The organism is Mesorhizobium sp. B2-4-13, from assembly GCF_006658535.1.
Classification (GTDB): Bacteria; Pseudomonadota; Alphaproteobacteria; order Rhizobiales; family Rhizobiaceae; genus Mesorhizobium; species Mesorhizobium australicum.
The window spans coordinates 75,833-97,679 of sequence record NZ_VFVB01000016.1; the positions used below are offsets into that span (position 1 = coordinate 75,833).

A 21,847-nucleotide genomic window follows, 5' to 3' on the forward strand; every position below is an offset into this window, starting at 1 on the left:
GTCCAGACATAACCCGCGGCCAGAGCGTGCGGCGGGAAACTACCCCAAACGAGTCCTTCTGATAGGGTCGGCCCCTCTCTCCATGGTGAGGATACGCTTCGGCTGATTGGAGCCCGAAAGCAGACCGGCCGGTCTGCAGAGGGACAGTGAGGATCAGAACCTTGGATCGGCGTTAGTGCTAATCGTCGAGTTGCAGAAGGCTCTGCTACCAGCTTGGGCCAAGCCTCGCTTCGGTGCAGCTAGTGTCGCTCGTAGAACCCACTGGCGGCGATGAGGCGCACCAGTTCTGCCTGTCGCCGCGTCTCAGTCTTTTCGAAGACGTGCTGCAGGTGGGTGCGCACCGTGGTCAGGCTGATGCCGACTTCGTCTGCAACGGCCTGCAGCCCTTCACCACGGGCGACCGCAGTGGCCACGGCCGCCTCGGCCGGGGTTAGCCGGTAGAGATCGCGCAACTGGCCCTGCAGGGTGCGCGGCGCGCTGTCCGGATCGGCCACGAACACGATCGCGGCTGGGCGGCCGGGCACGAACCACGTCAATTCGATCTTGAGCGGCGCCACCAGCACGCTCAGGGGCCGGCGCGGCGCCGGGCGCGTGAGCGCTATATCGCCGCCCGCTGCCTCCGACCGGTCTGCGGCCGTGGCAATCAACCGGCGAAGCTGCACGGCATGCGCAGGGCTGGTCGCGTGCAGCGACGATTTCTCGATCCTGATCCCGTCAGCCTGGGTGAGTAACGCTTCGGCGGCCCGGTTGGCGAACAGGATCTCGCAGTTCGCCGCCACGATCAGCACGCCCTGGGCGATGCGGTGGAGCGCCTCGACATTGGCACTCCTGACGATCTCAGCACGCGAGAGCCGCAGTCCCACGCCCGCCGCCCGGACCAGATGCGGCCCGATACGGCGCAGCCGATCAAGGTGCTCGGGGCCGAACTCTCCTGTCGCGTCGGCCCGTCCGCAGGTGAACACGACGCGCACGTCCGGCTCGTTGGCCAACACCACTCCGATCGAGTGGCACATGTCGCCGGGCCGGCAGAAGTCGTTATAGAATTCCGAGCGCTGGTACACCTCGCGCGGCAGGAGGTCCCAAATCGGGATCAGCGTGCCGGCGCTCAGCCTGGCGATGCGCGGCAGGAACACATTGGTCTTGTAGTAGTACTGCGCAAGCTGAGGTCCGCCTCCGGCGGCATGCGAACCGAGTTCGCCTCACTGTGCAACGTCCTTGCGTTCTGAAACGTCAGCTTGGTGGCGGCGCCCTCGAGGAAATCCGACAGCGTCTCGAGAACTTGCCGCCAGCGGCCAGGTTCGACCGCCGCATCGTAGATCTGCCCAACCATGCCGTCGAAGTCGTGCATGCGTGCCGGATTCACCGCTCCCTCGCCTGAAGGGGTTTACAGTTTGCCGGAAGGCGGCTTTGCTGACAAGCACTCCTCGCCGCATCTCATATGTTCATACGAGGCGACGGCCTAGGGTCTGAATGTAGCTTTCGTGACGCCGTCAAGCTTCACTCCAACCGCATGTGGCGACGATGCAAACGTGGGCAGCACCTGGTACTCGAACCGATTGGAACGGTACGCATTACGAAACGCTTCTGACGATACGCGAGACCGGCGGCAAGCTCGGGGCATTTGCATCCGCTGCTGGCCCGGGGGACGGACCGCCGCGCCACCGCCATCTCCAGTCCGGCGAACTCTTCGTCATTCTCCAAGGGCGGCTGCGCTTCTGGTGCTCGGGGGAAATTTCCGAACGTACCGACGGAGAAATATTCTACATCCCCGCTGGCGTTGAACACACGTTCGTCGTCATCGAGCCTGCGCGATGGATCGCCATTCTGTCCCCGGGTGGTCTCGAAAGTTTTTTCCCGGCGGTTGCCGTGCAGGGACTGGAGATTCCCCGCGACCTAGCGGCTATCAAGGAGATTGCGGCCCAGTTCGATATGGAGATTACCGGGCCACCCTTTACGATCGCTGAGCCATAGCCAAACTGGGCAACTGGCGAAGCCTATGGACGGCTTAGTCGTAGGGCGATCGGCATTGCCGGCGCGGACCGTGATATGGCTGGAATGTATTGTCGGATGCCCTGTATGAGCGATAGTGATCATAGCACCAGCGGATGTGTCGATTGCCGACCACGTGCGGCTGACTCATGGCGCCTCCAATAATGGCGCCCAACGCAAATGCTGCCGGAGGAAACCACCAGCCGTTATGTCGCCGATATCCGGGACGGTGATGTCTGTAGCCCCGATGACCACGCCAGTACCCGTGATTTCTTCTAAACATCAGGCGATTTCGATCGTACCGAACAGGGACCACGTCCGAGGAAGCGGACTGGACCTTTGGAACAAACGCCGGCACAGCACTGGCCGGAACGACGGTTCCCAAGGCAACTACAATTGCTAGCATGCTACGCATCATCGAATATCTTTTCATTGAAGTCTCCATTGGTTGATGGATTGCAACCGCCGTGAGCTCGCGCGTTGGACTTCTCGGCAGCATTCCCCTGTGTCAACGACGGCCTGCCGTCTCCGGTTCTTCGTTGATACAAGCCAGGAGAGGGATGTGCCGCGAACCCACAGCCCGGTCTCGGGCCTGAGACAGCCACAACTCCCTGTACTCCTGGGAGATGCCTTTCATTACGGAGCGCGCGGCGCCAGTGATTTCGTAGGCCCCGCAAAAGCCGCACTGAAATTCGCACAGCTGCGTCAGGAGATCGGCTTCGAGTGCCGTTCCCGCGCAGACTGGGCAAATAGACGGGTAATATCTTCTGCTTTCAAGCAATGTATCCATGGTCAAGACTGCCGATCTGTTCACAAATGCGGACCGGCCCAGCGGCCAGGGAACAGCCGCTGGGCTGATAGGAAGGCGCTCCTCCCTAAGCGCAAAGCGCTGGCTACCCAAGACTTAGCCCGCGCTACCACTCCTTGCGGCCGCCGATGGCCTCGAGGCACATCGAAACTTACTCGCACCCCATCTACTGAGCATGCCGGGAAACTATTCCATCCTGAAAGGCTGTTCGGGAATGTGCCGCGGCGGGCACTTTCCTTGCTCGCGTTTTGAAGGGAGCTGAAGCAGTTTGTTCGGGCAGCTTGAACATTGCGCGCCGAAGCGCAAGTCAGGGTCTCGTCAATCCACTGCGGCCGGCCACGGATAGTTGGGAGTTCGAGCGAATCGGTATCTCCCTGCTGACCGCCAGACGCGCCAGGCCGGGGATTTGCAAAGGTTCTTATTATCAGATCACTAGGCCCATCCGCGTCTTGAGGGCAAGGGCTGTAGCGCTTGCCTTCGGAAACATGTGCCCGGCGTGGAATAAATTCCGCGATTGCTAAGTATATTGTGCATCAGACAAATCGGAAGCTCTGCCGGTGAAATGCCCCACCCCTCCACCTGCTGGACAGCCAGCAGTAAGCTTATGAGGACCCGGGGTTGGCCCAGTCCACAGAGAACAAACAAAACGGAGAACCAGGAAATGTCGCAACCCTTCGAAGAATATCGGCCTTCCAAGACGCTCTGGTTCTGGTCACTGGTAGGCGCCGTGGTCCTCACCATGATCATCGGATTCACTGCCGGCGGCTGGACCTTGGCAGGAACGGCGGCGGAAATCGCCAAGACCTCCGCCATAAAAGCCAGGGCAGAACTGGCCGCCAATCTGTGTGTCCAAAAGTTTATCACGGCATCCGACGCGAGCCAAAATCTGGCCAAGCTGAAGGAAACGTCTTCCTACCAGAGGGATGGTTTCATTACTGACGGTGGGTGGGTCAAATTCGCCGGAATAAAAAAGGATGCACCGGGCGCCGCCGATCTGTGCGCGGAAAAACTGGTCGCGTTGGACGCGATTCCGACGAGCACTGTGTCTGAGGATCAGACGAAGGGCTGATGCCATACGTCTGCTGGCGAGAACCTCAACAGGCGTATGTCGCAACCCGTAAGCCCTGACCTGAGACCCGTGGTGACTTGAAGTGCGGTGGCCCGAGCCAGACGCTACCTGAACGACGAATTGTGCATCTTCTCGCGGCATTGGAATCCACCTCGCCTCAAAGCTCAGTCGGGCTTCTACAAGAGCATAGGACGGCGTCCGGCAATCAACGCTCTCGTTTGTGGCTATGCGAGATTGCCTTTCCACATTCCGTGGCAGATTGCATGAAAGCGACGGCGAATCTCGGCCCGAAGGTCCTCAGCAAAGCCGGGCATCACTGGTCTATCTCTCTTGCCCGGTTCATTCTGATAGCTGCATCGCTCGCAGGATCCGCAACGGCGACTGGACTCCACCCCAAGGCTAATCTTCTTGTTCTGCCTCGCTTTGCCACGCTTAGAGCCTCATCAGCCAACCTTTGTGTCGGACCTGGCATGGGGTACCAAGTTGAATGGGTCCTTATGCGCCCGGGAATGCCGCTGGAAGTCTATCAACAGTATGACAATTGGCGACGGGTCAGAGACTGGGACGGAACCAGCGGATGGATTTATGGAGCGCTTCTGTCAGGCCGCAGGGCGGGCGTTGTCGCGCCCTGGGCCAAGGACAACGTTGCCCTGCGCGACAAACCGTCCACTGGAAGTTCGGTTGTTGCCTGGCTGCAGCCTTGCGTGCGGGTAGAACTGACCCGATGCGACGGACAATGGTGTGCTGTTGGACTAGGGCCCAAATCCGGCTTCATCAGGCAGACGAGTATGTGGGGCGTCTATCCCGGCGAGGTGCTTTGAAGTGGCCCACGCGGGTCGAGTGGCTTTGCAGACGATCACAGGCAAGCATTCCAGAGGACGGATTGTTGAGCGACCCCCTATCTTGTGGACAACGTGCTGTCTGTTCCGGGCCGGAGCCTTCCACTCACCATTTCGTGAATCGTGGTGATGGCAAGCTGACGGGGTCACGAGCCTCCAATCACCAAGTGGAGCCGAAAGCCGATTTTGCCAGGCGAAAACCCTTCGGGGACTCTATGGCGCTGCTAAGCTGAAGGAATAATGGGCATCAAATCAGTTGGAGCGGGCGTCGCATGTTTATTAGTTTCCATCACTTGGGTGCAGGCTGCCCCAAGACTCCTCTCGCAGCACGGCGCTTGGGGCGTCTATTCTTATCGCGCTGACAAGACAAGGTGCTATGTCTTGAGTGTCCCCGTTTCCAAACTGCCGGCCGGTATCGATCATGGCGAAAATTTCACAACGGTCTCGCGCACACCGGTCGAGGAACAGCCCGACGCAATCATGGGGTATCGGCTCAAGCCAGGGTCAGACATCCATGTGGTGATCGCAGACCAGCGCTTCTCGATGTTCACGCAGGACAACAATGCCTGGCTTCAGAACGCCAATGAGGATCGGTCAATGGTCAGTGCCATGCGGGCCGGGAGCAACATGAAGCTTTTCGCCACGTCTTGGAGGGGCACCCAAACCCAGTACGCATATTCCCTGATGGGATTGAGCGCCGCATTGCAGGCGAGTAGCGCGTGCAAATAGAAATTCCAATGGCCCTGCTTGTGCTGCTGACCTCGTCAAAGACCGGGTTGGTGAGAGGCCTTCATGGCCTCGACATCGACTGGGAGCCACCGCTCATGTCAGCAGGCTCACTCTCACCATCTTGAACGGGAAGGCATGAGAGAGATTTTCAAAACTGCTATCGTGATCACGTTGGTCGCGCTCGCAGTTGTCCTGCTTTTGCTGGCAGCAAGAGGTTTTCGCACCGGTCCGTCCGATCCGATTGTTAGTTCCGGTCATTCTCGCTTGCCTCTTGCAGACATCGGCCTTGGTTTGCCCGCAGCCTCAGATAGAGCGGCCTGAGCTGGTGATCATCCAGCTTGGCGGCACCCATTCACTCCCGATGCCAAGCACGACGCTTGAAGGTGTCGGGGCGTTAATCTCTTTAACGCCCGCGCCGATCTCTTCGTCCCCCGAGAAGGAGATACAGCTGTGATCCGTCTCGGCATGGGCGGGCAAAAATCCGGCGGCCCTGGAATAGTTTCCGGTGCTGTCCGGTATATTCCAAGACAGGCAAGCTAGTCGCCCCTCGCCTGTCAGGCCCAGCAGGCCCTCCTTGGTTGTCCTTTCACTGCTGGGCCTCCCTCGTCGAAAGGATCATCCACTGTCTGGCGCCAGGAATGACACGGCCGGCCACGAAGTAGCGGATTGCAGCGCTCGGACCTTGCGCAGCCTTTATGTTGCGGAATCCGCTAGGTGTGCCACTGGCGCCAAAAACTGTAGATGGGCTGGCAACTCTGGCGAGCCAGATGAATGTCAGTCGCGATTATCTCATTGAGAGAGCGAGTGGCTGGAAACACGGTTGATGGATCCAGTCCCAGGCGACGATTTGATCCCATCGGCAGGATCAGACCGGCAGCCAAGCAAATTGTAGTCGAGTGGGTTGGAATAGTTTCGGCTCCCAGTCAGTATATAGGGCCATGAAGGTGAACTTCGACGTCACTCCACACTTGGAGGACCTGTGGCGCTACAGCAGGGTGCTCACAAAAAATGACACCGACGCGGATGACCTGGTGCAGGAGGCGCTTGTTCGGGCACTCGGGTTGTCGCGCACCTACGACGCGTCGCGCCCGCTTATGCCGTGGTTGATCACGATCGTGCGGAACACATTTTTCACCAGCGCTGTCCGAGCTGATGCTGAGCGCCGTCGCTTGGCCGCTTATGCCCAACAATGCGACCCGTTGCTGATGCCATCACAAGAACACTGCGCGGAGCTCTCCAACGTTCAACGGGCGCTAGAGGGAGTACCGTCTGACCAAGCCGAAGTGCTTCATTTGGTCGCCGTCTTAGGCTTCACCTATTCGGATGCTGCCGCGGTGCTTGGGGTTCCCGTGGGAACAGTGATGTCTCGTCTGAGCCGCGGCCGGATTGCCCTGAAACTCAATATGGAAAAGACGAACGACGCCGCACGTGCTCAATTGAAGATAGTGGGAGGCCGTGATGTGGCCAAGTGACCGAATTTCCGAAGAGGAGATAAACCGGTTTCTTGACGGCGAGCTGTTGCCGTCCCGGAGGTCTGAACTCCAGGCGCGTCTTGCCCGCGAGCCCGAAGCAGCGGCGGAGGTATTCGCACAAGCACAGCGCATGGAAGCGTTGCGCAATCTACAGCCCCAGCGCCTGTTTCCCCCTCGAGCAAGCCTGGACAGGGCCCGGGAGTTGGAGAACGCCTTCCGACGAAGGAAAGTATTTGCCGTGTTCAAATTGCAGCTGGCTGCGGCGGCGCTGGTCTTCTTGGGCTGGTCAGCCAATTCGTTGACCGAGCCGCTTCGCCAAGGCGGTCAAAAGGCGGATGAAACTTTCATTCTCGCCGCGCGGGACGCCTTACGGGTCGCCCAGCTCAATGCCGGCCCTGAGAAGGGCAGCGAGCCGAAGCAGGATAAGATCGAACGGCTGATCGGAGCGGTAAACATAAGCATGCCCGCTCTTCCGACTGTTTGGCAGGTGAAGGACGTTCAGGTTCAACCCTGGAACGGGAAGCAGAGCCTGGTTGTGACGGCGGATACCCCAAGCGTCGGCCGCATTACGCTGGTGGCAGTTCCCATGAACGGGGAAGACGCCGTCCCCCCAACTCCGGCCACTGACGGTCGAGTGCCCACCGTGTACTGGCAGTCAGGTGGCACGGCATATGCGCTGATGGGTTCTGCCACGCCGGATCGCCTAGAGAAGGAAGCAAAGGAAATCGAAGTGGCTAGCCGCAGGAATGTCGCCCCCAAGGTCAGAGGTTAAGCTGCTGATCGGCCGTAGCAGGGACGAACGGATGGCTCAGGAGCACGGAATTGAGGGCTTTGGAAGCTCGGCAGTAGGTGACTGAAAACTGGAATTTGCGAGCGGAATCGGCTTGATTTTCGCAGGACACAAACTTGCGGTCGACGTGAGGCCTTGCAAAATTCAGCGCATCGGTTGGGCGCCAATGAATACGGTTACTGCGGCGTTGCAGCTCTAAGCCTTTTCGATCGAGGAAGTGCAAACGCGCGAGCACTTCCTTAGCGGTCCGGCGTTCCGCGGGGTTTATGCCGGACCGCTCACGTTAGATGGCGCATCGGAACGCGATTTCACCGATCTGCAGATCGCTGGCGTCGAGAAGCGATTTCGCATCGTGCACACGCAGAGCTAGATAGGCGGCCATGGGGCTTGCGCCCAACTCTATGCCGAAGAGACGCTCCAGCTGGCGCCCGGAGCAATTCAATCTGGCCGCCATCTCGGTGACCGACACCTTCTCCTGGAGGTTGCGGTCCATCAAAAGGAAGGCCGCTTGACCGCGCGGCTTGAAGCTTCGGGAAACAGGTCCCCTACGGGCTTACATTCGAGATGCAGCCGGGCCGGGGGGCACGAAGGAAACATGGCGAAACACGGACTGTCAGCACTCGATGCGGATATTCTGAGGACGACCTTCCAAAAATCGGTCTTGGAAGAAGGCATCCCGGAGAGCAAGTGGCGAAAATACGCTGAGGAACTTGTCCGGGTATATACCGGCTCCCCGATCGTAGATCCTCGGTTGGTGGACTTGATCGTAAGCAAATAGCACAGGGAGAGCCTCTGTGCTTACGGCCGGTCTTGCCGGGCACCGCGGCACCACCGCGCCGCCTTCCAAATGGCCAACAATGTGAAGGCCGGGCGGACGTCCATCCAGACCATGAGTTTGGCGCTACCTGGCTCTCGCTCGACGGGGTGCGGAACTTGAGCTCCGACATCACCAACCTCAGTTGTCTCGTTCACGACAGCGGCTGTGAACTGGCTGGCTTCAGCGCCTGCTCCAGCCTTCACACACGCTTCCTCAATTGCTTCCCTTCCGTCTGTGAAAAGGCAGGCGGCACCCGGCCGGGGAGCTGGGCAAACTTCCTAGCCGACGTGCAGCTGGCTGTCGGCCACAACGTTCTGGGGCGGAAGCGGATGCTCTAGCCGTCCGGCCCGGTTCCTCTCGGCGTCCAGAAGTTGCTCCTAGGTTATCAGGCCGTTCAAAAATAGCTTGAGCAGGTGGGACGCGATGCGCTGGGCCTGCTGCTTGAGTACGGCAGCGGGAGAGCCCTGGTCTGCTCATCGCAGAGTGCTGATCTCAATCGGGCGTCGCCGAGGGGCAGGTCCGATCTTTATGTCAGTCGCTGAAGTCTTGCTGGTGAAGACGCGCCAAGACATCAGCACCCAGTCGAGTTCCGGTTAAAGGCATAGTAAGACGCCGGCCTCTTGAACAGCCAATCCAGTGAACTAAATCATGACCGCCGGCGCCATCGGGGCCGGTATGCCGGCCGGAGAGCATCCGGTGGCAGAAGACCTTGTATCCATATTGCTCAAAGGAGGATGTGGCTATGAGAACCACTCTCGACTTTTCTCCCCTATTCCGGTCGAGCATCGGCTTCGACCGAATGCTGAACGCGCTGGAGGCTGCAAGCCGCGTCGAAACTATCGACAACTGGCCTCCCTATGACACCGTCAAGACTGGCGAGCACGACTACCGCATCACCATGGCGGTGGCCGGTTTTTCGCAGGACGATCTGACCATCACCCAGGAGCAGAACATGCTCATGGTGTCCGGTCAAAAGGCTGGCGAGGACACCGGCCAGTATCTGCATCGCGGTATGACCGAGCGTCCTTTCCAGCGCCGCTTCGAGTTGGCCGACCATGTGAAGGTCATAGGCGCAAGCCTAGTCAATGGCCTGCTGGCGATCGATCTCAAGCGCGAGACTCCCGAGGAAATGAAGCCCCGCAAGATCGAGATTGCGGCCGGCGAGGCGCTGCCCAAGGTCGAGACGAAGCAGATCGAGGCCGATAAGCAGGCCGCCTGAAGCCGCTCCCACAGCGCCAATTGGGCACGGCGTCGGGCAATCCCCGGCGCTGGCGGGAACAAACGAACAAACAGAAGGAGAAGAACAATGAATGTCCGTGATCTGATCCCCTGGAACCGCGGCAACGGCAACCAGGTTCCAACTGTGTTCCGCGATAGCGAGCGCGACCCATTCCTGTCCCTGCATCGCGAGGTGAACCGGCTGTTCGACGACGTCTTTCGCGGCTTCGGCTCGAAACATCCCTCTTTCAACACTCCTTCCGCCTTCAGCGGCGGTTGGCCGAGCGTCGAGATTTCCGACAGTGAGAAGGAGATCAAGGTGACAGCCGAGATACCTGGCCTCGAAGAGAAGGACATCGAAGTTCTGCTCGACGACGGTGTGCTGACGTTGAAGGGTGAAAAACACTCCGAGACGGAGGACAAGGACCGGCAGTTCTCCGAGCGTTTCTATGGCCACTTCGAGCGGCGCATCCCACTCGGCTACGAGGTCAAGGACGACAAGGTCGACGCGCGCTTCAGCAATGGTGTGCTGACCGTGACCTTGCCCAAGAGCGAGAGGGCGCAGTCGCAGGTCAAGCGCATCGCCATCAAGAGCTAACGCATGGCAGGCGCCGGCGGCGGGCCAGCTGCCGCCGCCGGCAGCATCCTTCGCCAGACAGGGAGGGATGAACAATGGAGATGACGAGACAGGTCGACAGATCAACCAGAATGCCAGACCCGCAGGGGTGGCCGTCGAACGACAACCTGCACAAGCCCCTTTCGATGGGGCGCTCGCTCTTCACAGACGATGCGGTCGCGCGCATCTACAAGCCGTCGCGCGCGGTGACCACGTTCGGCAAGGCACGCTCGAAGGGCTGGCGCCTCGTTTTCGAGCGACGCACAGCGCCGTTCATCGAGCCGCTGATGGGCTATACGAGCGGCGACGACACGCTGGCCCAGGTCGAGCTTGGCTTTCCGACATTGGAATCGGCCATCCGCTACGCCGAGCGGCAGGGCCTGACCTATGTCGTCCAGACGCCGACCGCGCTGGTCGGCAAGGGCCGTTGCCTGCGGCTCGATGAGATGCCTGCACAGGCCGGGAGTTCTACGCGCGCTTCCTCAGATGCTGTGCTTGAGCGGCTCGGACTTGCCGTCCTTCAGGAGAGCTACGGGCGCGCCCTCGACAGTGCCGCCAATCGCAACGATCCCTCCGGATCGGATGGCTGGACATCGCCTATGGACCTGGTCCGCGATCTGACGCTGCCGCTGGAGGCGAAGCGCTCGATCCTGATGAACTGGATCTTGACGGAGTACCTGATCGACCAGGCGACCAATGAGGGCATGCCTGAAAACAGTCGGCCGTCGCGTCTCGATGAGGTCGAGCAGGCGCTGCTCGCGCTCGAACGCGAGGTTGCCGCCAACCGGGATGGTTCAGGCAAGAGAGCCTCGCTCTCAGTGCGACGGCAAATGGCTGATCGGCGTGGCGACGCCGTCCTATGCCGCCTTCCGCTTTCCCACGACAATGCGCCTCCCGCGTCTCAGCCGACGCAAATGAGGTCGAAAGCCGTCGCTGAATCGGAGCCCTTCAACGGCCGCTATTTGATCCTCGACCTCCGATAGCGGACCGTCCGGAGACCGCCCATTTCAGCCATCCTCGAACTCGGTACTGCTGATCCCGATCGCCTTGGCGTCGGCGAAAAGCTTCTGAATAGCCTCCGAGACCGAGATCACGTTTGGACTGGCTGCTCAGCCGCTTGTCGAGAAGTTTGACGCGGCGAGTGCTCATGCCGCCCTCACCCGACGGAACATAAGCGAAGGTTCGCTTCCCGCCTCTTATTTCGGTGACACGCAGCCAGTTTTCTTCCTAATGCCTCAATGTGACCGGCTGGCCGAGGTGTGCTTCTGCCGCTTTGAATGGCACCTGGGCCATGACCACCTGCGAAGACACAACGACCCGCCGGCCATAATCTCAACTCGATACTCCGACCCTCACGTCCGCGATTGTTACCCAACCGCGATTCAATTAGTTATAGCTAATTAGCTCTAGACCTTTGCATGGTATGTTGCAGCCCGCATGGAAAGGCCCATCTGACCAGGCGGCGGCTCGGTGGTTTGATCTCGCAGGGCAAAACCACCGAGCCTAACTGGCAAAACCGTAGCCAGCTTATCTGAAATTAGCATCGTGGCCATTGACCCGGGTCATTCAAACGGACGAACAAAGAAGACAACGCGACGTCAGGTTCCAGTGTCGCGCGCAGCGGCACCCAACCTGAAAATTTCAAGCTTCTCGCTGTACGAGAGCCGTACCCTTTCGCCGCATCGCTTGCAGGTGAACGTCGTTACGGACTTGACCCACGAGCCTTTCCTGACCAGTGGGGTTTTGCAGCTCGGACATTGAAAGGTCAGGTTTTTGTCGAGCAGCTGATTGGATAGAGCCATTTTCATCTTCTCCCAAGATGAAATGGCCGTGCAAGGCTGGTGCCAGGACATGCGTATTAGAACGACACATTGGCGGCGGATGGGGGTTCTTGGTCAGTGTCAATGCGACGTTGGACGCTCTCGCCCATCGAAGCTGACCGCCATGGCCCTACCAGTTGCGAATTTCACGATAGCAGCCGTAAGGGCCTCGTCGGTATCGGCGCAACCAGGCGCGCGTGCGCGAAGCTCCTGGATGGTTTCCCCGATAGAGATCACATCCCCTTGGCGACAGTCGGGACGTACAGCTCGTATAAGCTCTTGAGGGGTGAATCCAGGCGGAAGTATGCGCTTCAAACTGCCCATCGGGGACCCCTCGCTGACAAACAGAAGAAGGCGGGATAATACCCCGAATGTTCGCTGTAGCGAGTCCGACTGAAGTCCCAGCAATGAGTTGACGGCGTGACCATCATTCTGTCTTGTCAGCGCGCGGCGGACCTGTAGGTCGCCTGGCCGACGCGGTAGCTCTCAGGCACTGCGTCGGCCGACTTCACTCCCATTGTTGCCGGCGCCAGATCGCTTCTGGAGAGCCGCCTGCAACCGCCGGTCAGCCGGGAATGATGATAAGCGCAGGACGGCTAACCACCCAGTCCGCCGCCAGCCAGAAGCCGCCCGCCATAAAGACAAGCTCCACGATTGCAACCACGAGGATTCGCATGCGACGCCTCCGTCTAGCTGTGGATCACAATAGCACTTCGACGTGTTTTGCCCAAATTGCCCGCCGCCCCATTCACGGCAGCGGCGGGCGTCCCTGGGGATGAGTAAAAGGGACTGCCTGGGCGTTGGTGACCCAAGCTGAGATAGACGCTGCAATTTCGGTGCCAATGGAAACTGTGCCGCTATGAAACGGAAAGCCGCCGCGTGGCCTCCCGCGACGGGCTTCTTTATGGAGTGGATGCATCCTGTAAGGAATCGACCACTTAACCTCCGCTACCGGACAAGTTCCCGCGCACAAAAAGCTCGCCGGCCGGAGCCAACAGGCTTTGGTCATTGCATTATCCCTGGCGCCACGAAGATGATCCCTTTCCCGACCGTCTTCCCATCGGAAGTTTGTCCCTGTCAGCGATGTCGCTGAGAGCGCGCACAAGCATCTTCGCCTCGTTCGAAACACAGGAATAGCAGCGCTGGCTACCTTGGTTGCGGGCTTGGACGATACCCAGCTTGGCCATACCGCTCAAATGCCGTGAAAGGGCGGTCCGTGACCCACCAATCAGTGCCACCAGGTCGGAAACGGATCGCTCCCCCTCAACCAGGTAGATGACGATCAGCAGCCGTTTGCGGAAACCTAAGGCTGCAAACAGCTCCGAAGCAAGGGACATCTGTTTTAGCCTAAGCCGTCGCCTGACGCGGGAACGCCTCCGAAGCGAAGGATCAGCTTTGATTTCAGCGAGACGCTGTCTCACGTAGGTACTCAAGTCCACCTCGCCACGCTAAACACACCAAAGCCCGCCACTGAGGGGACGGTGGCGGGCTTTGTTTGAAAGCTGTCGAGCAACTTTCCGGCGCTCCTGTCCGGGGGGTGTCGAGGGACGCCGGGGAGTGAACCTGGCCAGATAGAATTGGTTCCCGCCGCAAGCAAAAAAGCCCGCCGGCCTGAGCCAGCGGGCGGGTGGTGAAAGGCAGATGTTTCAGTTAGTCGATCGGGCCTGTAACGGTAATCGACGAAGAAGTCAGGGCCGTAATAGCGGACAAACGTTCACGCTTGGTCAGAGCAGGCTTCTCATAGGTTTTCTTCATGGTGGTGCTCCTCGCTTACCTCGAAGTCAAAATGCGTTGCGGCAGCGAGATTTGTCAATCGCCCGTCGTGAGATCACCAGTTTTGCGTCGACCCTCGTTTTTGCATTCGCAGCACAGGGGGTATACGGTGGCCTATCGGCCGCCGTTTTCGCCGGATGCGTCCGACCGTGAGAGAGAACCATGCTCTTGCCCAAAATGGGAAGAGAGCTATGCCGCAATCCACTTTTCGCAATCATATCTTGAAGGCACTAACGCCCGCGGACTTCGCGCTGGTGCGGCCTTCATTGCACCGTGTCATTCTCGGCATCAAGACGCCGTTGGTGGTGGCCAATGAGCCCATCAAACTTGTCTATTTTCCAGAGGCGGGTGTTGCTTCCGTGGTCGCCACGCTGGCCGGCGGACATCAAAGCGAAGTCGGCGTCATCGGACGCGAGGGCATGACTGGTCTTGCACTGGCGCTCGGCCAAGACAGGTCGCCAGACCAAACTTTTATCCAAATCGCCAGCAACGGATCGTGCCTGTCAGCAACAATGCTCCGCACGGCACTGGCCGAAAGTTCGAGCCTCCGCGATACCGTGTTGAGATATGCTCACGCTTTCATGATTCAGTCGTCACGCACATCGCTCGTAAACAGCCGCTCGAACATCGAAGAGCGATTGGCGCGTTGGCTGCTGATGGCTCATGACCGCGTTGATTCCAATAGGATCGAACTGACCCATGAATTCTTGGCTATGATGCTTGGAACCAGGCGCCCCGGCGTGACCACGGCAATGCAAATGCTGGAATATCGAGGCCTCATCAGCGCCAAACGTGGTGCGGTTGAGATCCTCGATCGCGCCGGATTGGTCATTGTGTCAAACGGTGCTTACGGCGAGGAAGAGCAGCGCCCATTCCGTAAATTACATGCCCAGCCACGCGAGAGTTCTGTCCCTGACGTTGCATGATAGGCCGCCAGCCTGCCCACGATACATGTCTTCCGCTCGACATTTGCATGCAGGACGGAACGCTGCGCCAGCCGATGGGCGCTTAAACGAGCTGTCTTCGCTTCACCGGCTCTGCGCTCCGCGTCGATGACCACGCGAGATCGCGGTCGATCCGTACGTGCCTGAGCTTGTCTACCTGCGTGGCATCTTTGGCCCTAAAAAAGGTCGGTCGCGCCCCTCGGCAGAAACGCGGGGTGTTGAGGCCCGGACCTCAACCAGCGGCGAGCCTGGAGAGGCTGCCACCAAGCCCCAACCTCCGCCTCCGAAACTTTGAATGGAGCATTCTAAGGATCCGGAGGTCCGCACAGCAGGCGAATTGTTTCGGCACAGTGACCTCAGCCGTGCTGCCGAGGGGCGGATATTGCAGGGACCAAGCACTGACGTGGCGCGCTCGGCGCGTCCAACTGTTAATGACCTTCCCCCCGCGTTCAGCTCTCCTTCTCGAGCTCCTGAAAAGCATTTCGAATGGCTGCGACTAGCGTCGCAATCGAATAAGGCTTCTGCACCCATCCCAGCGGTCTGGCCGCTTCAGCTCGAAGCTTCACGTCGCGATCACCATGCGCCGTCGTAAAGATGCATCGTATGCCAAGATCGCGGTACAATTCCAGAGCGGCCTCGATGCCGTCCCGCTTGCCTAGCAAGCGGATATCCATGAGGGCAAGCACCGGCTTGGTCGAGAGCGCCATGCTTATCGCCTCATCGGCGCTGGTCGCGAGGCCTGCCAGCGAGAAGCCTTCGGCCAGCAGTCCGGCCTCTATGTCCAGCGCGATCAGATAATCGTCTTCGACGACCAAGATCACTTGGCTCCGAGTGGTTTCGGCCTGTCCGCCGCTCATATCATCCCGGGAGAACACCACCCGCGGCTTGAAGGATCGATTGACGTCCGCCGCGTGGCTCAACTCATGTATTGCTGCTTTAGCTGGCAAGGCCATTCTCCTGGGGCATCTGACGAAAGGTCACGGTGCATCTGGACGGGTGCCGGCTGACTTCGAAAGTCCCGCCGATCTGTCGCACCAAGCCTTCGACCAGTCGCAGGCCTGACGAAGAGGAGCGCACAGAATCCAATTCGAAGCCCGGGCCCTCATCCTCGACCACCAGGCCAATGCGTCGGCCGTTTTGCCTGATGGAAACGCGAATGGTTCCATGCCCATTTCCGGGCAAGCCATACTTCACGGCATTGATCAAAAGCTCGTTGATAGCGAGCGCCAGCGGCATCGCAATGTCGTTTGGCAGTTGGATCGGATCTGCCTGGCAGACCAATTGAACGGCTGGAGGGAACATCTGTTTTGCCGTCTCGCAAACAGCTCCCAGGAAAGGCTCAGCACCGAAGTTGATGGCATCGGGCGTGTCATAGAGGACCCGCTGAGCGGCAGCCATGGCGGCGACGCGCTTGCTGGCCTCATCCAGAACAATCCGAGCCTCCGAACTCTTGCTCGTCCTCGCGGCCACCGAAAGCAGGGACTTCAGCATCATCATGTTGTTCTTGACGCGATGATTGAGCTCGTCGAGCAAGATCCGTTGCTGGCTTTCGGCCTGCTTACGCTCGCTCACATCGACCAGCATGTTTATGGCGCCGGTGATGTTTCCAGCCGCATCGCGCATAGGGGTCGGATATGGGATGAAGGGAACCCGGGTACCATCCGGCCGCTCGGCCACCGCTTCATATCCCCGGATGGGCCGCCCCTCACGCAGTGAGACAGCCATCGGACATTGATCGTGGGGAAGCGGCGTCCCATCCGGCCAGTAAAGCTTCCATGTCACACACCATTCGTCGGTGCCAATCACGGGCGTTCGGCCGGCGAGTTGCACCGCCGCTTCATTGAAGTAGGTGATCTTCCCGTCGCGATCAGTGGTGTAGATCGCGGCAGGAATGGCGGCGAGCAGGTCTTGAAGGTGGCGCTCGCTGTCTCGTATCTTCGTTTCCGCTACCTTTCTTTCAGTTATGTCTCGGGCGATTTTGGAAGCTCCGACGGTACGGCCTGACGCATCCCGCACCGGCGATATTGTAAGAGAGATATCCACCAGCGTTCCGTCCTGGCGGCGGCGAACCGTTTCGAAATGATCCACGAGTTCGCCGTTGCGGATGCGACCCAATATCAGCGGCTCCTCATCCAGCCGATCCTCGGGAATGATAGTGGTGATGGGCTTGCCTACCATCTCCGCGGCCGTATAACCGAATAAGCGCTCGGCACCGCGGTTCCAGCTCGAGACGACGCCTCTGAGATCTTTGCTCACGATGGCGTCATGGGACGACTCCACGATTGCCGCCAGTCGCTGGGCCGCATCCTGTGTCCTCACACGCTCAATGCCGAACCCGAGCTGACGCGCGATTGTCCGAGCGACTTCAATCTCTTCAGCAGAGCAATCATGCGCCTCGTCGAAATAGGCCATGAACTTGCCCAACAGACGCCCGCCTTCGGTTATCGGAATGAAACAAACCGCGCCGATGCCTTCTGTTCGGATTGCGTGTCTCAAGGTGCTGGGGAGCTCTGCCTGTTCCACATCGCGGATGGAAATGGGCGGCGGGTCGTGGTCTGCTGCGGACCAGGGCGAATGGCCTTCCACGGCGCTTCGATACGCGTCCGACAAGCCGCGCCACGCGACAAACTTCATGATCCCGCCTTCCAAAAGCAGAATAGAAGCGCGCTGACATCTTAGACCGCGCTGGATCGCGCCGAGCGCAGCCTCGTAGACGTCTTCGCGGGTAAGGGCGTGCTGCAGCATTTCCGTCAATCGATGCAGCGCAGCCTGCTCCTCGGCCCTTTGAGCGAGTGTCGCCTCAATCGCTTTTCGCTCGCTGATATCGTGCTGCACCCGTACTGCGTAACGAAACCGTCCGTTGCCGTCGTAAACGCTGGAAGACGTCACGACAGCCCAGAAAAGCGATCCGTCCTTACGGACGAACCGCTTCTCGATTGTGTAGCTTTCGATCTCGCCGGCAACCTGTTGGAAATATTTCGCGCGATCCGCCTCGACGTCGGAAGGGAAGGTCCGATCGAAAATCGATCGACCAACAAGCTCCTCCTGCGGATAGCCCAAAAGGCGGCACAAATGTCCGTTCACACGCAGCAGCCAACCTTCAGCGTCAGCTTCCACTATTCCCACACCAGCGCTGTGATAGGTCAGGGCAAGTCTCTGCTCCTGTTCGCGCAACAACTCTTCTGCTTCGACCTTTTCAGTCACGTCGATGGTGATGCAGCGCGTGTTGAGGAACCGACCGTCATCCGAACGCACGTTCGATGTTATCTCCACCCAACGGATGGAGCCGTCTCTGGCGCGCAGCCTCGCGCGATAGTGTTGTAAGTGCTCATGCCGAGAGAGACGGTTCAAAATATCGTCGATTGCGGTAGGATCGGCGTGAAATTCCCGGATGTTGCGGCCGATGTATTCCTCCGAGGCGTAGCCGAGCAAGTTCAGTTCGGCTCGATTGGCGCGCAAGATAGTGCCATCATGCGCCACCAGGTGGAGAGCAACGGCTGCATTCTCGAAGAAATCTTCCGTCTCGCTGGCGGGGAGCAGGACCGCACCGTGCCCTTCCACTTCTCCACGGCCCAAGGATTTCGCGCCAGAAATGCTGGAGGGCAAAGCTCGTTGTTCCATGAAAGGCTGAATTTCCCCTAAACGCACATCAACGCCCGATCTCGCAAGAGGTTCCAACGGGCTGCACAATTAAATGTTGATGGTGGGAAGGCGTGAGCCGGTGCTGGGCTAGCAAATCCGGTAACTCGATGATTTCGAGCCATTCGCCGCAGGCTTGCACATCACCGCGACCTGGCGCTTGTCAGACCTATCCATAAAGCAGCCCGTCAAAGATTTGGGTTTCCCGGCTTGGCTTCTGCCGAGAGGCCGCCCGCTCCAGAAACATGACGCAAATTAGCTGCGGAGCGGTTGATATTCTTATCGACGCTAATACCGCATCGGGCAGCTGTCGGAGGAGACCTCCTTGGCAGACGACTTCCGACCAAAGGGATGCCCAGTGATTTCGGGATGGAGGAAGGCCGTGGAAGACCACGCCGGCGCGGAGCCCAATGTAGCTGACTTCGTCATTCACAAGGTTCTGGACACGTTCGAATACTCCGACCGCGGCGCGGTGGTCACGATGGTCGATCCCCAGGGCGCACGCATGCGTCTCCACGTCACCATTGTCAGCGGGGAGTTGCTTTGCGAACAAATTGCCGAAGCGCTGGAGCAGCGATACGGGGAATAGAACGTCTACTTCAACAGCGCGACCATCCTGTCGATCGCGCTGGGAAAGCCGTTCAGCGCCAGGGCAAGCACCGTCTCCTTGCCTCCGTCCGCGGCCCCCTTGACCTTGAGGCTGGTGCCGTCGCGGCAGGGTGGCCAAGGTCCCATCAAGACTCAGGTCGACAATGCAGCCGCCGGGCAGGCAGGTACGGAAGCGCAGCGGCGGCAGTGCCCGCCCGTCGAGTACGACAGCGTCCGGATGGAGTTCCTCCAATACCTTCTCTGCCTCAGCGCAACTTGCAGCCATGGCGACGTTGAAGCCCGCTTCGACCAGAAAAGCCTCGACTTCAAGCCCGATCAGAGGTTCGTCCTCCAAGATGAGGATGTCGGACGTTCGGCGGTCAGTGCTATACCTCTGACTAAGGCCGCTGCTCCGTATGGATCAGTGGCTCTGTAGGCTGCCATAGCTAGAATGGCGAGTCACGAGTTTGCCCGCCGACCGGAGCCAGCAGCGCGAGATTCGAGGGTGGTCGCGCTGTCGGCCGCATGGCACGGTGGGAGATGGGCGCGCCGTCAGAGCAGCAATCGAACTCTGCGGACCGGAGGCGGCTATCTCCGCGGCCTGTTGCGCACTGGAGGCGAATTTCGCCGGTCGAAATGTGGACTACCGCTTTTGGTGTCAAGTCTTCAGGGAACTCATCGCCAACGGGCCCAAGCGTCAAAACGCCGCCAGCCGCCAGCTGGCCTCTTCATAACAAGGCGGTTCCTTAGCCGGGCGGAGTGAGTATCAAAACCGACGGCGGGATCGCGGCCGCAACTGCCGACAAGCATTCACGCCTGGTCAGAACAGGCGTTTCATAGATTCGTTTCATGGCGGTGCCTCGGCATCTGTTTACCCAAAGCATCGGCGAGGCGGTTTCGCGGTGCAAGGTGCCACGCCACCGAGCCTAACTGACAACCGCCCAAGCTTCGACAACACTAGCATTGTGGCTGTGGACTGGCGTCATTCGAACAGACGGCAGGGTTCACTGTGGAACCGCATTAAGTAACACCCGCGCGGTGCCCCGTTTTCTGCACGAGAAAATGCCGCAAGAGCCGGGAGGAGCGCATTCGCGTGCGGTTTTCAGCGCGTCTCTGCTTTGGCAGTTGTTGAGGGCGCGACGCGGCGCCTCGGGCGCGCCGATCGGCGGCAGTCTACTCAACGGCAGCCGCCTCAACATCAGATCGCCAACTGTCGAGCGCGAAGGCTCGACCGACAAGCTGATCAACGTGCTCGCGCACATAGGCTGTGAACTCCGCGCGCGTCATCACCTTGCGGGCATCACGCAGGCACCTAAACGCATGCCTGACAACTCCAGGGCTCGTCAGATTTCATCGCGATTGCATAGTTCTGCTTCTTTTTGCACGAGGCATCGAGCTTCTGCCGTTGTGGGCCCCGACGCGCAGCCGCTGCGGCCGCGTAGGGCACGGCGTCATCCCGCATCGAAGGCAGGCGCGCCCCGGGCCTGCCTTTCCTTCTTATCAAGTGTTCCTTGCTTCCGTCTGCAACTCGGACAGTGGCGGCAGCACGACAGCCGGATGCCGGCCTTCGCGCAGCATCAGTCCGAGGCTGTAGTCCATGGCCAGTTTCACCGCCCCCAGCGCGGTGCCGCCATCTTCAAGCGAACTGACGGCGATCCGTGTGGGCCATGCAAGTTCCGCCGCCACCCTTCCAACACTTTCCGTCATCAGCGGGTTTCGGCCGACCCCGCCGCCAAGCACGATCAATCCGGGATCAAGCATGCCGATGCAGCCGGCCGCCAGCCTGCCGACATCGGCGGCATGACGCTCGACGGCCACTATGGCCGGCCGTGACCCTTCAAGCGCGCGCGCGAACAGGCCCTTGGCCGAATCCGGCGGCGCCCCCTCTCCGGAGGGCCAGTCGGCACGGCAACGCTCGATCAGCGCCCGTGAGCCGAGATAATGTTCGAGCCCCTCACGATAGGGCGTTTCGCTGGCTGACCACGGAAACGGCATGCGGCCAATTTCGCCGGCCGCACCGCCAGCGCCGCGAAACAAGCGTCCTTCGGTGATGAAGCCGAGCCCGATCCGTACGCCCACCTGCAGGAAGGCGAAGGTCCGGTGGCCCTGCGCGGCGCCAAAATGCATTTCGCCGATAGCCGCGCAGTTTACGTTGTTTTCCAGGATGATCGGCACCTCGATGCTACGGCGCAGCAGGTCAAGCACCGCGGACGGCCCACCAGGGCGGTCGAAACGATCATTGGATACAATGCGCGGCACCGCCACGGCGATGGCCCGCAGCGCGCGAAAACTCTTGCCGACCTTGGCCATCGTGGCATGCGCCACCGACAGGACGATGGCGCCGACCTCGTCGGCATCGCCGGCGTTGGCTTCCGGAATCGGTTCTTCCGCAGATGCCAGCTTCTGTGTGTCCATCGAATAGGCAACCGCCCGCACCTGGGCGGCGCCGACATCGATGCCAATCGCGTAGCCCGCTCCCGAGCCGATGCCGTAGATGGTCGCGGTGCGGCCAATGGCGCCGCGTTCCAGGCCGCGTGAGGCGACGAGACCGAGCGCGCTCAGCTCCGACACGGCTGCCGACATCGTCGGCTTCGACAGGTCGAGCATGGCACCGAGCTTCGGCCGCGTGACCGGCCCATGGGCGGCGAGTACGCGCAGCACGGCTCGGGCGCTGTCGGTCAGCTTGGGGATTTCCGCAGCCGTCATCTCAGCCGTTCGACCTTTGCCCTGAAATCC

General features: G+C 59.9%; 20 protein-coding genes and 1 pseudogene. 11 read left to right on the forward strand and 10 right to left on the reverse strand.

What is annotated here, in order from left to right:
* Positions 1-239: 239 nt before the first annotated feature.
* Positions 240-1,133 (reverse strand): LuxR C-terminal-related transcriptional regulator, encoded by an 894-nt coding sequence (locus FJ936_RS29520; RefSeq protein ID WP_141907419.1) that lies wholly within the window; start codon positions 1,131-1,133, stop codon positions 240-242.
* Complete coding sequence (locus tag FJ936_RS30670; RefSeq protein WP_181763204.1) at positions 1,106-1,363, reverse strand: hypothetical protein; 258 nt, start codon at positions 1,361-1,363, stop codon at positions 1,106-1,108. Before FJ936_RS30670 ends, FJ936_RS29520 begins: the two co-directional genes overlap by 28 nt.
* Positions 1,364-1,521: 158 nt before the next feature.
* On the opposite strand from FJ936_RS30670, the gene FJ936_RS29525 reads away from it, so the two are divergent.
* The gene (locus FJ936_RS29525) at positions 1,522-1,971 is read left to right on the forward strand and encodes a cupin domain-containing protein (protein ID WP_140792124.1); all 450 of its coding nucleotides are present in this window, start codon (positions 1,522-1,524) and stop codon (positions 1,969-1,971) included.
* 34 nt (positions 1,972-2,005) lie between these two features.
* On the opposite strand, the gene FJ936_RS29530 is transcribed toward FJ936_RS29525, so the two are convergent.
* The gene (locus FJ936_RS29530) at positions 2,006-2,407 is read right to left on the reverse strand and encodes a BA14K family protein (protein WP_246680607.1); all 402 of its coding nucleotides are present in this window, start codon (positions 2,405-2,407) and stop codon (positions 2,006-2,008) included.
* 1,051 nt (positions 2,408-3,458) lie between these two features.
* Between FJ936_RS29530 and FJ936_RS29535 the strand changes: the two genes are divergently transcribed.
* From FJ936_RS29535 to FJ936_RS29555, 5 genes are all read left to right on the forward strand, one after another.
* Positions 3,459-3,866, forward strand: a complete 408-nt coding sequence (locus tag FJ936_RS29535; RefSeq protein ID WP_140792120.1) for a hypothetical protein — start codon at positions 3,459-3,461, stop codon at positions 3,864-3,866.
* A 263-nt stretch (positions 3,867-4,129) separates the two neighbouring features.
* A complete protein-coding gene (locus tag FJ936_RS31220; RefSeq protein WP_140792118.1) occupies positions 4,130-4,687 on the forward strand; it encodes an SH3 domain-containing protein in 558 nt (185 codons plus the stop codon).
* A 258-nt stretch (positions 4,688-4,945) separates the two neighbouring features.
* A complete protein-coding gene (locus FJ936_RS29545; protein ID WP_141907420.1) occupies positions 4,946-5,434 on the forward strand; it encodes a hypothetical protein in 489 nt (162 codons plus the stop codon).
* Positions 5,435-6,372: 938 nt separating this feature from the next.
* Positions 6,373-6,906 (forward strand): sigma-70 family RNA polymerase sigma factor, encoded by a 534-nt coding sequence (locus FJ936_RS29550; RefSeq protein ID WP_140792079.1) that lies wholly within the window; start codon positions 6,373-6,375, stop codon positions 6,904-6,906.
* Positions 6,893-7,678, forward strand: a complete 786-nt coding sequence (locus FJ936_RS29555) for a hypothetical protein (protein WP_140792077.1) — start codon at positions 6,893-6,895, stop codon at positions 7,676-7,678. The genes FJ936_RS29550 and FJ936_RS29555 overlap by 14 nt, the downstream gene beginning before the upstream one ends.
* Before the next feature lie 301 nt (positions 7,679-7,979).
* On the opposite strand, the gene FJ936_RS31110 is transcribed toward FJ936_RS29555, so the two are convergent.
* Positions 7,980-8,189: a helix-turn-helix domain-containing protein gene (locus tag FJ936_RS31110; protein WP_224528394.1), complete on the reverse strand. Its 210-nt coding sequence runs from the start codon at positions 8,187-8,189 to the stop codon at positions 7,980-7,982.
* A gap of 1,066 nt (positions 8,190-9,255) precedes the next feature.
* On the opposite strand from FJ936_RS31110, the gene FJ936_RS29565 reads away from it, so the two are divergent.
* The 3 genes and pseudogenes from FJ936_RS29565 to FJ936_RS29575 all read left to right on the forward strand — a co-directional run.
* The gene (locus FJ936_RS29565) at positions 9,256-9,732 is read left to right on the forward strand and encodes an Hsp20 family protein (RefSeq protein WP_141907421.1); all 477 of its coding nucleotides are present in this window, start codon (positions 9,256-9,258) and stop codon (positions 9,730-9,732) included.
* A gap of 87 nt (positions 9,733-9,819) precedes the next feature.
* The gene (locus FJ936_RS29570; RefSeq protein WP_141907422.1) at positions 9,820-10,329 is read left to right on the forward strand and encodes an Hsp20/alpha crystallin family protein; all 510 of its coding nucleotides are present in this window, start codon (positions 9,820-9,822) and stop codon (positions 10,327-10,329) included.
* Between the two features lie 74 nt (positions 10,330-10,403).
* Positions 10,404-11,123 (forward strand): annotated as a pseudogene (locus FJ936_RS29575) (NADH dehydrogenase ubiquinone Fe-S protein 4); the annotation flags it as partial.
* Positions 11,124-13,180: 2,057 nt separating this feature from the next.
* Here the strand turns inward: FJ936_RS29575 and FJ936_RS29585 are convergent.
* The gene (locus tag FJ936_RS29585) at positions 13,181-13,504 is read right to left on the reverse strand and encodes a metalloregulator ArsR/SmtB family transcription factor (protein ID WP_140793770.1); all 324 of its coding nucleotides are present in this window, start codon (positions 13,502-13,504) and stop codon (positions 13,181-13,183) included.
* A 313-nt stretch (positions 13,505-13,817) separates the two neighbouring features.
* Complete coding sequence (locus FJ936_RS29590) at positions 13,818-13,922, reverse strand: putative RiPP precursor (RefSeq protein ID WP_140793772.1); 105 nt, start codon at positions 13,920-13,922, stop codon at positions 13,818-13,820.
* A gap of 209 nt (positions 13,923-14,131) precedes the next feature.
* Between FJ936_RS29590 and FJ936_RS29595 the strand changes: the two genes are divergently transcribed.
* Positions 14,132-14,866, forward strand: a complete 735-nt coding sequence (locus tag FJ936_RS29595; RefSeq protein WP_140793774.1) for a Crp/Fnr family transcriptional regulator — start codon at positions 14,132-14,134, stop codon at positions 14,864-14,866.
* A gap of 467 nt (positions 14,867-15,333) precedes the next feature.
* Here FJ936_RS29595 and FJ936_RS29600 read toward each other — a convergent pair whose 3' ends face one another.
* Both FJ936_RS29600 and FJ936_RS29605 read right to left on the reverse strand, forming a co-directional pair.
* On the reverse strand, positions 15,334-15,831 hold the full coding sequence (locus FJ936_RS29600) for a response regulator (RefSeq protein ID WP_224528408.1): 498 nt from the start codon (positions 15,829-15,831) through the stop codon (positions 15,334-15,336).
* Complete coding sequence (locus FJ936_RS29605; protein WP_141907424.1) at positions 15,821-18,505, reverse strand: PAS domain S-box protein; 2,685 nt, start codon at positions 18,503-18,505, stop codon at positions 15,821-15,823. The genes FJ936_RS29600 and FJ936_RS29605 overlap by 11 nt, the downstream gene beginning before the upstream one ends.
* Before the next feature lie 400 nt (positions 18,506-18,905).
* On the opposite strand from FJ936_RS29605, the gene FJ936_RS30675 reads away from it, so the two are divergent.
* Positions 18,906-19,112, forward strand: a complete 207-nt coding sequence (locus FJ936_RS30675) for a hypothetical protein (RefSeq protein ID WP_181763205.1) — start codon at positions 18,906-18,908, stop codon at positions 19,110-19,112.
* A 5-nt stretch (positions 19,113-19,117) separates the two neighbouring features.
* Here the strand turns inward: FJ936_RS30675 and FJ936_RS30680 are convergent, their stop codons facing one another.
* The gene (locus FJ936_RS30680) at positions 19,118-19,258 is read right to left on the reverse strand and encodes a hypothetical protein (protein ID WP_181763206.1); all 141 of its coding nucleotides are present in this window, start codon (positions 19,256-19,258) and stop codon (positions 19,118-19,120) included.
* A gap of 1,353 nt (positions 19,259-20,611) precedes the next feature.
* A complete protein-coding gene (locus tag FJ936_RS29620; RefSeq protein ID WP_141907425.1) occupies positions 20,612-21,817 on the reverse strand; it encodes an ROK family transcriptional regulator in 1,206 nt (401 codons plus the stop codon).
* Positions 21,818-21,847 lie beyond the last annotated feature (30 nt).